Annotated in this window: 9 protein-coding genes; 3 read left to right on the forward strand and 6 right to left on the reverse strand. The window is 63.5% G+C overall.

Features of this window, described 5'->3' with window-relative positions:
- Positions 1–38: 38 nt before the first annotated feature.
- The 5 genes from A3A9_RS0128915 to argH form a co-directional block, all read right to left on the reverse strand.
- Positions 39–2,627 carry a TIGR02302 family protein gene (locus tag A3A9_RS0128915; protein ID WP_027061748.1) on the reverse strand — a complete coding sequence of 863 codons (2,589 nt, stop codon included), beginning with the start codon at positions 2,625–2,627 and terminating at the stop codon, positions 39–41.
- Positions 2,628–2,744: 117 nt separating this feature from the next.
- Positions 2,745–3,686 (reverse strand): threonine/serine dehydratase, encoded by a 942-nt coding sequence (locus A3A9_RS0128920; protein WP_027061749.1) that lies wholly within the window; start codon positions 3,684–3,686, stop codon positions 2,745–2,747.
- Positions 3,687–3,713: 27 nt separating this feature from the next.
- Positions 3,714–4,982, reverse strand: a complete 1,269-nt coding sequence (lysA, locus tag A3A9_RS0128925) for a diaminopimelate decarboxylase (protein WP_027061750.1) — start codon at positions 4,980–4,982, stop codon at positions 3,714–3,716.
- Positions 4,983–5,046: 64 nt separating this feature from the next.
- The gene (locus A3A9_RS0128930) at positions 5,047–5,253 is read right to left on the reverse strand and encodes a hypothetical protein (protein WP_027031261.1); all 207 of its coding nucleotides are present in this window, start codon (positions 5,251–5,253) and stop codon (positions 5,047–5,049) included.
- A 93-nt stretch (positions 5,254–5,346) separates the two neighbouring features.
- On the reverse strand, positions 5,347–6,747 hold the full coding sequence (gene argH / locus A3A9_RS0128935) for an argininosuccinate lyase (protein ID WP_033838856.1): 1,401 nt from the start codon (positions 6,745–6,747) through the stop codon (positions 5,347–5,349).
- 37 nt (positions 6,748–6,784) lie between these two features.
- Here argH and tlpA point away from each other — a divergent pair, with 37 nt between their 5' ends.
- Positions 6,785–7,465, forward strand: a complete 681-nt coding sequence (gene tlpA, locus A3A9_RS0128940) for a thiol:disulfide interchange protein TlpA (protein ID WP_027061752.1) — start codon at positions 6,785–6,787, stop codon at positions 7,463–7,465.
- A gap of 69 nt (positions 7,466–7,534) precedes the next feature.
- On the opposite strand, the gene A3A9_RS0128945 is transcribed toward tlpA, so the two are convergent.
- The gene (locus tag A3A9_RS0128945) at positions 7,535–9,985 is read right to left on the reverse strand and encodes a sensor domain-containing diguanylate cyclase (protein WP_027061753.1); all 2,451 of its coding nucleotides are present in this window, start codon (positions 9,983–9,985) and stop codon (positions 7,535–7,537) included.
- Between the two features lie 376 nt (positions 9,986–10,361).
- Here A3A9_RS0128945 and A3A9_RS0128950 point away from each other — a divergent pair, with 376 nt between their 5' ends.
- Both A3A9_RS0128950 and A3A9_RS0128955 read left to right on the forward strand, forming a co-directional pair.
- Complete coding sequence (locus tag A3A9_RS0128950; RefSeq protein WP_027061754.1) at positions 10,362–11,714, forward strand: extracellular solute-binding protein; 1,353 nt, start codon at positions 10,362–10,364, stop codon at positions 11,712–11,714.
- A gap of 103 nt (positions 11,715–11,817) precedes the next feature.
- Complete coding sequence (locus A3A9_RS0128955) at positions 11,818–12,702, forward strand: carbohydrate ABC transporter permease (RefSeq protein WP_027061755.1); 885 nt, start codon at positions 11,818–11,820, stop codon at positions 12,700–12,702.
- The last annotated feature ends 5 nt before the right edge of the window (positions 12,703–12,707 follow it).

Below are 12,707 nucleotides of genomic sequence, written 5' to 3' on the forward strand. Positions count from 1 at the left end.
GGCTTCATGGAAATTCGGCCGGTCGCTCTCGGATTTTCCTATTTCAGCTCCAGCAGCCGCTCCAGATAGCTGCGCTCGATATCAGGGCTGAGCGCATTGCCGAGCCGCTTGCGGATCGCCTCCAGGATCTGGCGGGCGCGCTGGACGTCGATTTCGTCGGGAACTTTCACCGAATCGCCGAAATCGGGACCCTGGCTGGCGCGCGGCCGGCCGAGCGGGTCACGGTCGGCATCCTGTTGGCGGCCACCTTCCTGGCTGCCGCCCTGGTCGCCCTGCATGGCCTGCATCTGCTTCATCATGTCCTTGGCGCCCTTGCGCAGCGCCTCCAGTGCCCGGCCCTGGTGGCCGACGGCCTCGTCGCCCTGGCCCTCGCCAAGCGCCTGTTCGGCGTTGCCCATGGATTTGCCGGCCTCGCCAAAGCCTTCGTTGGGCTCCATGCCCATGCCTTCGAGGCCCTTCTTCAGCTTATCTAGATCGCCCTTCAGCTGGCCCTGGCCTTCCTGAAGCTGCTTCAGCGCATCGGCGTATTCTTGCGGCGTCATCGGCTTGGGCCTCGCGAGCGGATCGCGGTCCTGGCCAACGCCCGGCAAATCCTGGTCCTGGCCGCTGCCAGACTGATCGTTGGGGTTCTTGCCACGGTGCATCTGGTCCATGCGGAAGGTGTCGTTCATCATCTCCTGCTGGCGCCGCAGGATATCGCCGAGCTTGTCCATCTGCTGGCGCATCTGACTGTCCTGCTCGCCACCCTGTTGCTGACGGCCGGCCTGGAGATTGTTCATCATGTCCTGCAGTTGCGACAGCAATTGCTGGGCCTTGTCGCGGTCGCCTGATTTCGCCAGGTTCTCGATCTGGTCCATCATGCGGTCGATGTCGCTCTGGCGCAGTTCCTGGCCGTTCTGCTGCATTTGCGGCGCGTTCGGGTTCTGCTTGGCGCGCTCGGCGAATTCCTGCAGGAACTGGTTCATCGCCTCGCGCAGTTCCTTCATCGCCTTTTCGATTTCCTGGTCGCTGGCGCCGTTCTTGATCGCATCCTGCAGCGCCTGCTGCGCCTGGCGCAGCCGCTTTTCCGCGGCCGAGAGGTTGCCTTCCTCGATGCCGAGCGCGATCTCCCAGAGATAAGAAACCACATTGCGCAGCTGGTCGTCGCTGTCGGCAATCTTCAGCCGGCTGCGCGCGCTCATGATGCCGAGGTAGTTGGACATGTTGTCGAACGTGTCTTCCGGGCGCAGCGTGATGGCGTCGATCAGGTCGAACACGCGTGGTTTGGCATTGACGTCGAGCGCCAGCAGGCGGCGTTGTTCGATCACCGCCCGCGCCAGCGGGTTGGCGAAAGGCCGCTCGGGCATCACAAGCGTCTTGGTCTCGCTGGAGGCGGTGTGTCCGGCGTCGTCGGTGGCGACCAGCGTCAGCTTGATGCTGTTGCCGGCCCAGACATGCTCGGTCAGGTCCTTGGTGGTCTTGGCGGCGTTCGACTTGCCGCCGCGGCGCGGCAGCGTCAGCGGCATTTCGGGCGGGCCATAGAGCGGGTGTGCGTCCGGCGCCTGCGGATCGGCCAGCGCAAAGACCGCCTTGGCGGTGGCGGCGCCATAATCGTCGTCGATCTGGTAGTTGAGTTCGAAGGCGCCGTTGGCGGCGCGCTTTGGCTCGCCGACGAAGCGGATCTGCGGTGGCTTGTCCGCAATCACCGCGAAGGCCCAGCGGCCAAGCTGGTCCTCGCCCGATTTCAGTGTCAGCGTGCCGTCGCCGGTCAGCTTGCCGGTGAACTGGCGAACATTGGAAGGCGAGGCGGGGGACGGCGGTGCCGCAGTTGCGCCAGCCTTGGCGGTGGCTGCCTGCGGACTGGCCGGGTCGATGGCGCGCGAATTGCCGTCCTTGTCGGCATAGGCAAGCGTCTCCTCGCCCGAACCTCCGGTAACGCGCAGGGAGACGTCGCTCCCCTCGGGCACGTGAAACGTTGGCGTCGCCTGGTTGGCGTCGGCGGTCAGGAAAATCGGCGGCTTGCCGGTATAGGCCGGCGGTGTCACCCAGGCGTCGATGCGTGGCGGCACGGCGTCGTGCACGCCATGGGCACTGAAGCCGTCGGCCATCTTGCCGCCGGTCGGCCCGAAGGAGAAGGCAAAGGCGGTGACAAGCAGGAGTGCCGCCACGGCGCGCAGCCCCCAGGGGTCGCGCTCCGGCACGCGCGTGCGCGGCAGGTCGGCGCCGAGGCTGTCGAGCTTTCCGGCCATGCGCTTCTGGTGTTCGCGCCAAAGCGCCTGCGAAAAGCTGCTCTCCCGGCCGCTTGGCCGGTCGGTTTGAACCAGCACGGGGCTGTGCAGCAGTTGGTTGGCGGCCTCGATGCGGCGATCGACTTCGGCGGCACCAGGCATGTGGAAGAAGCGCAGCGGATAAAGCGCTGCCAGTGCGGCGATGCCGAACGCCGCGACAAGGCCGATGCGCACCACATCCGGCAGCCGCGAGAAAATACCGAACCAGGAGATGCTCAGGAACAGGCTGGCCACAATGATTAGCGGCAGCAGCAGCGGCCAGCCGCGCTCGACCATCATCGAGACCCGTGTCGCAAGCCTGCTCAAGGCCAGACGCCCGGCCAGGCCGCCGTCGTTGCTGAAACTGGGTCGTTCCGTCATCAGCTCTTCCATGGGAGGGGCGAAATAGCCCCAGCCTCACGACTCGAAGAATACCAGCAAACACGGCAAAGGCGAGGCAGTTTGAAAAAACGTGAAGCCGGGCCGAATGGTTTCAGGTCAGAAGGTAGCGGGGTTCGCGTTGGCGCCACAGACCAGCACAGCCACGCGTTCGCCCGATGCCGGCTTATAAAGGCCGGACAGGATTGCGGCGAAGGCGGCGGCACCTCCCGGCTCGGAGATGATGCGCACCCGGTTCCACAGCGCCTTCTGGGCGGCGATGATGTCGTCGTCGCTGACCAGGATGGAGCGTTCGACGAAGGCTTCGGCGATCGGGAACATCATTTCGCCGACGCGCTTTGGCGCCAGCGAATCGGCGGCGATGCCCTCGGCCGGCGCGTCGACCGGATGGCCGGCCTCGAAGGCGCGATGAAGCGTCGGCGCGCCTTCGGGCTCGATCGCGATGATGCGGATGCGGCCGGCATACCAGGCGGCGATACCGCCGATCAGGCCGCCACCGCCGACGGCGACCAGCAGCGTGTCGATCTCAGGCAGATCGTTCTCGATTTCGAGCCCGAGCGTGCCCTGGCCGACGAGCGTTTCCTCCTGGTTGAAGGCATGAATCTGCAACGCTCCGGTCTCATCGGCGAAACGTTCGCTGGCGGCCAGCGCCTCGGCATAGCGGGCGCCGCCGACGACCAACTCGGCGCCATAGGAGCGGATGCGGTCCAGCTTGGCCTGTGGGCTCACTTCGGGAACGAAGATGGTCGCCTTGTGGCCAAGCCGCTTGGCGGCATAGGCGACGGCGGCACCATGATTGCCGCCCGATGCGGCAACCACGCCCGACGCAGGAACCGGCCTTTCCAGAAGATTGGTGAAGGCGCCGCGCGCCTTGAACGAGCCCGAATGCTGCAGGCATTCGAGCTTGAGGTCGACCGCCAGCGGCGGCCGGTCGAAGTCGGCCATGTCGACGCGCAACACCGGTGTGTGTCTGATATAGGGGCGGATGCGCGGTTCCATCGCGGCGATGCGCTCGCGTGTAACGGTGTTGCCCTGCGGCATGACTTGTTCCTCGTAAAAAATACCGACCTATGCAAGCCAGTCGGGAATCGAGTCCAGGCCGAGCAGGTCGTCATAGGTCAGGCGTGGACGCACGACGTGGAAGCGGTCGCCGTCGACCAGCACCTCGGGCACCAGCAGGCGGGTGTTGTAGGTACCAGCCTGCACGGCGCCGTAGGCACCGGCCGTGGAAACCGCAACGAGGTCGCCGGCCTTCAGCCTGGGCAGATCGCGATCGAGGCCGAGATAGTCACCGGTCTCGCAGACCTGGCCGACCACATCGACCATCATGCGCGGTGTGTCGGCCGGGGGCTGCACGACCGGCCTGATGTCGTGGAAGGCATCGTAGAGCGTAGGCCGGATCAAATCGTTCATGGCGGCGTCGACGACCAGAAAGTTCTTCGCGTCGCCTTCCTTCACGAAAATCACTTCCGAGACCAGGATGCCCGCATTGCCAACGATCAGTCGGCCCGGCTCGAACATCACCTTCAAACCGAGCTTGGTGACATGCTTTTTGACGATCTGGGCATAGGCGTCGGGCAGGGGTGGTGGATTGTTGTCGACACGGTAGGGAATGCCAAGTCCCCCGCCGAGATCGACATGCTCGATGGCGTGGCCGTCGGCGCGCAGCGTGCCGACCAGATCGACCAGCAGGGCGAAGGCGTCGTCGAAGGGCTGCAGTTCGGTGATCTGGCTGCCGATATGGGTGTCGATGCCGGTGATCTTGATGCCCGGAAGCGTTGCCGCGCGGGCATAGACCTGCCGCGCCCGCTGCCACGGTATGCCGAACTTGTTCTCGGCCTTGCCGGTGGAGATCTTCTTGTGGGTCTTGGCGTCGACATCGGGATTGATGCGCAGCGAGATCGGCGCCACCTTCCCGAGCGCCGTGGCTCGGGCCGAAAGCAGCTCAAGCTCCGGCTCGGATTCGACGTTGAAGCAGAGGATGCCAGCTTCGAGCGCAAAGTCCATTTCGCGCGCGGTCTTGCCGACGCCCGAAAACAGGATCTTGCCGGCCGGAATGCCGGCGGCCAAAGCGCGGCGCAGTTCGCCTTCCGAGACCACGTCGGCGCCGGCGCCAAGCTTCGCCAGGGTGCGCAGCACGGCCTGGTTGGAGTTGGCCTTCATGGCGTAGCAGACCTGCGTGTCGAGCCCGGCGAAGGCCTGGGCAAACACGCGGTAGTGCCGGGTCAGCGTGGCCGTCGAATAACAGTAGAAGGGGGTGCCGACCTGCGCGGCGATATCGGGGATTGCCACGTCTTCGGCATGGAGCACGCCGTCGCGGTATTCGAAATGGTTCACGAGAATGGTTCCGGAAAGTTGGAGCACGAAGAGATCGGGCTGGAATGCCCCGGTCCCCTCGGCTCTAGATCAGCGGGTCGAGGAAGAACTTCTTGTCCTTGACCGGTTTCTCCGGCTCCGGCGGCAGCGGCTGCTTGGCCTTCTCGGCATCCTTGCGGGCCTGTTCGGCGGCTTCATAGGGGGTGTCGAGACCGGCCTTGCGGCCGCAAGCCGAAACGACAGCCAGCGCCGCCAGCAGCGTCAGCGTCACCAAAATCCTGCTTCCGGTCATCGATCCATCCGTCCGAAATGTTTGCCAGCCGCCGCTTTTAGCCGAGTTCTCAACGTATTGCACCCCGGATATTGCTGTCGCAATATCGGGGCATCAGCCTTTCGCCAGTCGCTTTTTCCAGTGCCGGATCTGCTTCCTCACCTCCGACGGCGCGGTGCCGCCGAAACTGGTGCGGCTCTTGACCGAGTTCTGCACCGCCAGCACAGAAAAGATATCGGATGTGATGCCGGGATTGATCGACTGCAGGTCCTCGAGCGAAAGCTTCTCCAGGCTCACCTTCTTCTCCTCGGCCAGGGCCACGGCGCGGCCGGTGACGTGATGCGCCTCGCGGAACGGCAGGCCCAGCGTGCGCACCAGCCAGTCGGCGAGGTCGGTCGCGGTCGCGTGGCCGGAGCCGGCGGCCTTCTTCATCGCCGCTGCGTTGACTGTCATGTCCGAGACCATGCCGGTCATCGCGGCCAGCATCAGGTCGAGCGTCTCGGCGGCATCGAAGACGGATTCCTTGTCTTCCTGCATGTCCTTGCCATAGGTCAAAGGCATACCCTTCATCACGGTCAGCAGGCCGACCAAGTGACCGGTGACGCGTCCGGTCTTGCCGCGCACCAGTTCGGCGGCGTCGGGGTTCTTCTTCTGCGGCATGATCGAGGAGCCGGTGGAAAAACTATCCGACAGCCTGATGAAGCCGAACTGCGGCGTCGACCAGATGATGATTTCTTCCGCCAGCCGCGACAGATGCGTGGCGCAGATCGCGGCCATGGCAAGGAACTCCAGCGCGAAATCGCGATCCGAAACGCTGTCAAGCGAATTGCGCATCGGCTCGCGGAAGCCGAGCGCCTTGGCGGTCTGGTGTCGGTCGATGGGGAAGCTGGTGCCGGCAAGGGCGGCAGCACCCAGCGGGCTCTCGTCCATGCGTTCGATGGCATCGCGGGTCCGCGACAGGTCGCGCGAAAACATCTCGACATAGGCCATGCAATGATGGCCGAAGGTTACCGGCTGCGCCGCCTGCATATGGGTAAAGCCCGGCATCACGGTCGCCGCATGTTCCTCGGCCCGGTCCAGCAGCGCCTGGATTAGCCCTTTCAACGCCTCGGCGACGCGAAAGCACTCGTCCTTGACCCAGAGCCTCAGATCGACCGCCACCTGGTCGTTGCGCGAGCGCGCGGTGTGCAAGCGGCCGGCGGCCGGGCCGATCAGGTCGGCGAGGCGAGCCTCGACATTCATGTGGATGTCTTCCAGCCTGGTCGAAAACTCGAACGTGCCGGCCTCGATCTCTTTCAGGATCGTGTTCAGCCCGTGAGCGATTTTTTCTTGATCGGCCGCCGAAATAATGCCCGTTTGCGCCAGCATCTCGCTATGAGCGATCGAGCCGCGGATGTCTTGTGCGTAGAGTTTGCGGTCGAACGAGATCGACGCGTTGATCGCTTCCATGATCGCGGCCGGACCCGAGGCAAATCGTCCGCCCCACATCTGGTTGCTGGTCTTCTTGTCGCTCATCGCTATAAAATCCGTGCTTAGGAGCAGTTTTGAGAAAATGGCAGACGGAAACAGATTTTTCCCGGCACCGCGCCTGATCCTCGCCGCCCTGGTGGCGGGAGTACTGGCCGGCGCGGTCGCGGTATATGTCAGCGAGAGCCGTTCTGGCAACAACGCCGCACCCCAAGTGGCTGTCGGCGACAGCAAGGACGACGTCGCCTGCGCCGCCAAAAGCGACCGCGCCAAGAAGGTCGCGGCAGCCGCCACCGGCGAGGTCGCCGCTTTGTTGCCCGCTGATCCGCCGCAATCCCTGAAGAGCCTTGCCTTCAATGGCCCGGACGGCAAACCGATGACGATCGCCGATCATGCCGGCAAGACGGTGCTGCTCAACCTCTGGGCGACCTGGTGCGCGCCGTGCCGCGCCGAGATGCCGGCGCTCGATGCGCTGCAGAAGGAAAAGGGCAGCGACGCCTTCCAGGTCGTCGCCGTCAATGTCGATGCCGGCGACGATCAGAAGCCGAAGAAATTTCTCAAGGACACAGGTGTCGAGGCGCTTGGCTACTACCGGGATTCGACGGTGGCGCTGTTCAACGACCTCAAGGCGCGTGGCCTGGCGCTCGGCCTTCCCGTCACCATGCTGATCGACGGCGAAGGTTGCCTGATCGCCCATATGAACGGTCCGGCCGAATGGTCGGGGCCTGATGCCAAGCGGCTGGTCGAGACGGCACTCGGATCGTAAATTCAAGCAATTCGAGGAAAAGTGTGAAAACGGTTTTCCTGGGAAAAGCGCGTATCGCTTTTCCCAGGGCTAGGCCGAGCGCACCTTTGACTTGAGCAATACGACACCGCCATCCTTGCGATGGGGGCGCGCCGGAGTGCGCTTGCCGTGGCCGGTCAGGTCGTCAAACGCCTCGATCGGCGCCGGCTTGCCGATATAGTAGCCTTGGCCGATCTCGCAGGCTTCGGCGTCCAGGAACTTCAACTCGCCCAGCGTCTCGACGCCTTCGGCAAGAACCGGCAGGCCAAGGCCGCGCCCGAGCCCCAGCACGGCGCGCACGATCGCCGCCACCTGGCCGTTGGTGTCCACCGCCTTGATGAAGGAGGAGTCGATCTTGATCTTGTCGAAGGGGAACGCGCGCAGGTTGGAAAGAGAGGAATAGCCGGTACCGAAATCGTCCATAGCCACGCGCACGCCAAGTGCCTTGACCTGCCGCAAGGTCGCCAGCGCACGTGGCATGTCCTTCACCAGTGCGGTCTCGGTGATCTCAAGTTCCAGCCTTGCGGCAGCGAGGCCTGTTCTCAGCAAGGTCTCGTGCACCTTGCGGCTGAAATTGGGATTGTGAAGTTGTACCGCGGAGACGTTGACGGCGACCGCCAACGGATTTTCCCAGCGGGCGGCTTCCTCGCAGGCTGCGTCGAGCACCCAGTCGCCGATCTGCCCGATAGCGCCGCTGTCCTCGGCCACCGGGATGAATATACCCGGGGGAACGTCGCCGCGCTCTGGATGGCGCCAGCGGATCAGGGCTTCGAAGCCGACCATCTTGCCGCTGCTGATCTCCTTCTGCGGCTGGTAGACGAGGTAGAATTCGCCGCGCAACACGGCCTGGCGCAATTCGTGCTCCATGACCCGCTTGTCGCGGGCCTCGGCGCCCATCGACGCCTCGAAATAGCGAAAGGTATCCCGGCCTTCGGTCTTGGCGCGATAGAGTGCTGTGTCGGCATGACTGATCAGGCTGGTCTGGTCCTCGGCATCGAGCGGATAGATCGCGATGCCGATGCTGGCCGAGACCAGGCCGCCGCCGACCGCGGCCCGGTTTTCCCCGCGCATGGCGGCGAGCAGCGACCCGGCGATTCGGCCCGCCGCCTGCGGGTCGGGCAGGTCGGGCGCGATGATGGCAAATTCGTCGCCGCCGAGGCGCGCAAGCATCTGGCCGTGGCGCAGAACGCCGGCCGCGCAGGTCGCCACTTTCTGCAGCATCGCATCGCCGGCGCCATGACCGTAAAGGTCGTTCACCTCCTTGAAGCGGTCGAGGTCGAACAGCAGAAGCGCAAGATGCCGGCCTTTGACGCCCTTGCCGGTATTGGCGATCCGGGTCATGGATGCGATTTCCGCGTCAAGACGGCTGGAGAAGGAGCGGCGATTGGCAAGTCCCGTCAGCGGGTCGAAATGGGCGAGGCGAAGGATTTCCTCCTCCGCCTTCTTGCGTTCGCGAATGTCGCGGACGGCGATGACGTTGTGGGGCTTGCCGCAATAGTCGATGCTTCGGGCGATCAGCTCGACCGGAATTCGAGTTCCGTCGCGGTTCCTCAATTCCGCCTCCCGCGGCTGGCCTTCCAGGCTGGCCGCGTCGGCTGCGGTGCGTTCGTCGAAGAGCTCGCCCAGTTCCGTGCCGGCCAGCATTGCCGCCGGCGTGCCGGTCAGCTTGCCCATGCTGTCATTGGCACTGACGATACGGTTGCCGTCGCAGACGATCAGGCCTTCCACGGCGGCATTGGCCAGGCCGTGCATGCGGTCGACTTCGAGCTTTTGGCGACGGAAGCGCAAATCGATCCACAGCGCCGACGCCGACAGCACCAGGATCACCATAGTGGCGGCCGCCGCGGCGAAAGCCTGCGAGGTCGGCTCGATCGTGTATTCGGATATGACGATCGAGGAATCGGGAAAGATCGAGACGGCACCCATGCCGATGAAATGCAAGGTGCAGATCGCCAGCGTCAGCAGCGCCGCGCCGGCGGATGTCGCGGCCAGGGAGGGGCGGTGCAGCACGACACGCAGCGCCAGCGCCGCGAGCATCACGCCCGCCAGCAGGGATACGGCGACAAGCAGCAGATTCCACTCGATCCGGCCCTGGACCTCGAATGCCGCCATGCCGATGTAATGCATGGCCGCGATGCCACCACCCAGAACGGCGCCGCCGACCAGATGATATTCGAAGTCGTCCCGCAAGGTGGCGATCCACATGCCAGCCGCCGTCAGCGCGACCGAAGCAGCGAGCGAAAGCACGGAGAGCGCCGGATCGTAGGCGCTGGGTATGCCCGGCGTGAACGCGAGCATGGCGATGAAATGCGTTGCCCAGATGCCGAAGCCGGTCGAACTGGCCGCAATCATCAGCCAGGCAAGCCGGTTCCGGTCCGCCGAGCGGCTGATGTGGCGAAGCAGGCTGACAGCAGAGAAACAGGAAATTCCGCAGATCAGCGCGGCGAGTGCGACCAGTCTCAGATCGTGCTGGTTCACGATGCAATTGTAGACCGTCAACATCTTATTTCCCCAAGTCCATTGGAAATAAAAAACGAAATATGACTGATTAAGGCTTGGCCATTGAAGGATCGATAAAGTCACCTGCAACCGTAGCGTGCTTTCCCGGCGCAGGCGTCAGCTGCCGCACAGCCATTTCATGACTCATTTAGTCGGGTAATCATGGCTGCCGGTCGTGGTCTTTACGCCCCTCGACAGCTGCCCTAGCTAGCAAGGATGCCGGTGTGACGTTTTGATGCCGGCCAAGCCGCCGAAGGCGAGGAATGAGCAGCTGTGCAAAGGCCGGAAGCCACAACAGAACTGTCACATACCTTCTCTAAGAGAGCGGGCAAGGACTTGCGCAAGACCCTTGTCACCAGCCACTCAAGAGGGAAAACCCATGACCATGATCAAGCGGGGCTTTGCTGCCCTTGCCGCCGGCGCGCTCAGCACCGCGCTGGCAATGCCTGCCTTTGCAGAGCCGGTAAAATTCGATTTCTGGTTCGGCCTTTCGGGCGACCTCGCCCGCGTCGTCGATACGATGTGCAAGAACTTCAACGCTTTGCAGTCCGATTATGAAGTGGTCTGTACCAGCCAGGGCAATTACGACGCCACGCTACAGAACACCATCGCTGCCTTCCGCGCCGGCAAGCAGCCGACCGTCGTTCAGGTCTATGATGTCGGCACCGCCACGATGATGCTGTCGGGCGCCTACAAGCCCGCCGACAAGCTGATGGAAGAAAACGGCTACAAGATCGACTACGCCGACTATTTCCCCGGCATCGCGCGCTATTACGCGACGTCGAAGGGCGAAATGCTGTCCTTCCCGTTCAATTCCTCGACCGCGCTGATGTACTGGAACAAGGACGCCTTCGCCAAGATCGGCAAGACCGAAGCGCCAAAGACCTGGGAAGATGTCGGCGCCGACCTTCAGGCCATGAAGGACGCCGGCTATGAATGCCCGATGGCGATCAACATCTCGGCCAACGAAAGCTGGCAGTTGATGGAGCAGTTCTCGGCCATCCACAACCAGCCGGTCGCCACCAAGAACAACGGCTATGACGGCCTCGACGCCCGCCTCGAAGTCAACAAGACCAAGTTCGTCCAGTACGTTACCGACCTGAAGAAGTGGTATGACGCCGGTCTCATCAAGATCAAGTCAAAGGACCTCGGCCAGGACATGGTCCAGGCCTTCGCCTCGGGCACCTGCCAGGTCATCCTGACGTCGGTCGGCGACCACGGCACCGTCGGCCGAACCCAGAAAGAAGGCATGAACTGGGATGTTGCCGAACTGCCGGTCTATGCCGGCACCGAGCGCAAGAATTCGCTCGTCGGCGGCGCTTCGCTTTGGGTTCTCTCGGGCAAGTCGGATGCCGAGTACAAGGGCGCGGCCGCGTTCCTCAACTTCATCCACGACCCCAAGACGGCGTTGTTCTGGTCGACCAACACCGGCTACATCCCGGTGACCAAGTCGGGCTTCGACTACATGAAGGGTCAGGGCTTCTACGACAAGGCGCCCTACAAGGGGCGTGAAACCGCGATCGCCAGCCTGACCGCGTCCGAGCCGACCGAAATCACCCGCGGTGTGCGCCTGGGCAACTTCACCCAGATCCGCGCCGAGTTCGGCACGCAGATGCAGGCGATCTTCGCCAACAAGGTCAGCGTCCAGGAAGGCCTCGACACGCTGGTCAAGAACGGCGACGCCATCCTCGACCGCTTCCAGCAGACCTATCCGGGCAAGACCCTGCCCTAACCCGGATGGCGGAACGGCCGCCCGCCGAGATTCGACGGGCGGCCATTTCGTATACTAATCTCACCTTTGCTCTAAGTGGCCGTTGTGCGGCATCGGCGGACTGATGGAAAAACGCGTTACCTTCAGCAGTTGGACGATCGGCATCCTTTTCGCGGTGCCGCAGTTGCTCCTCATCTTCACCTTCTTCTACTGGCCAGCCGGCCAGGCGGTGTACTGGTCGCTGACGCTGCAGCAGCCCTGGGGCGGCGGCAACATCTGGGTCGGGCTCGACAATTTCCGCTCGATCCTGGTCAACGCCGACTACTGGAATTCGATTACCGCCAGCCTCGTCTTCGCTGGCATCAGCACCGGGCTCGCAATGTTCATCGCGCTCGTGCTTGCCGCCCTGACCGATCGGCAACTCGCCGGCTCGCGCCTCTATCGCGTGGTGCTGATCTGGCCCTACGGCATCGCCGCACCGGCGCTGGCGCTGGCGTTCCGCTTCATCCTGGCGCCGGAGGCGGGGTTCCTTTCCGTCGTCAACCGGATGTGGCCGGGGATCTGGGATCCGGGTCTCGATGGCGCGGATGCCATGGCGTCGATCATCGTCGCCTTCTCGTGGAAATATGTCGGCTACAACTTCATCTTCTTTCTCGCCGCATTCCAGGCCATACCCCGCTCGCTGATAGAGGCCGCCGCAATGGACGGTTCGGGCGTCATCAGGCGTTTCTGGGATATCCAGTTCCCGCTGATCACGCCGACGATCTTCTTCCTTTTGGTCATCAACATCACCGAAAGCTTCCAGGATTCCTTCGGCATCGTCGACATCATGACATCAGGCGGGCCGGCGAACGCAACCAATCTGATGGTCTACAAGATCTATTCCGACGGCTTCAAAGGTCTGGATTATTCTGGTGCCGCCGCGCAGAGCATCATCCTGATGCTGCTCATCATCCTGCTCACCATCTTCCAGTTCCGCTTCATCGAGCGGCGCGTGCACTACGGCTGAGGATG

It is taken from the genome of Mesorhizobium loti CJ3sym (genome assembly GCF_000472785.1).
GTDB lineage: Bacteria > Pseudomonadota > Alphaproteobacteria > Rhizobiales > Rhizobiaceae > Mesorhizobium > Mesorhizobium loti_E.

Excerpts from the sequence above, each read along its gene's own strand:
- A3A9_RS0128950 (WP_027061754.1), top strand. The coding sequence starts at position 10,362 with ATGACCATGATCAAGCGGGGCTTTGCTGCCCTTGCCGCCGGCGCGCTC.
- A3A9_RS0128945 (WP_027061753.1), bottom strand. The coding sequence starts at position 9,985 with ATGTTGACGGTCTACAATTGCATCGTGAACCAGCACGATCTGAGACTG.
- argH (WP_033838856.1), bottom strand. The coding sequence starts at position 6,747 with ATGAGCGACAAGAAGACCAGCAACCAGATGTGGGGCGGACGATTTGCC.
- A3A9_RS0128930 (WP_027031261.1), bottom strand. The coding sequence starts at position 5,253 with ATGACCGGAAGCAGGATTTTGGTGACGCTGACGCTGCTGGCGGCGCTG.
- A3A9_RS0128955 (WP_027061755.1), top strand. The coding sequence starts at position 11,818 with ATGGAAAAACGCGTTACCTTCAGCAGTTGGACGATCGGCATCCTTTTC.
- A3A9_RS0128915 (WP_027061748.1), bottom strand. The coding sequence starts at position 2,627 with ATGACGGAACGACCCAGTTTCAGCAACGACGGCGGCCTGGCCGGGCGT.
- tlpA (WP_027061752.1), top strand. The coding sequence starts at position 6,785 with ATGGCAGACGGAAACAGATTTTTCCCGGCACCGCGCCTGATCCTCGCC.
- A3A9_RS0128920 (WP_027061749.1), bottom strand. The coding sequence starts at position 3,686 with ATGCCGCAGGGCAACACCGTTACACGCGAGCGCATCGCCGCGATGGAA.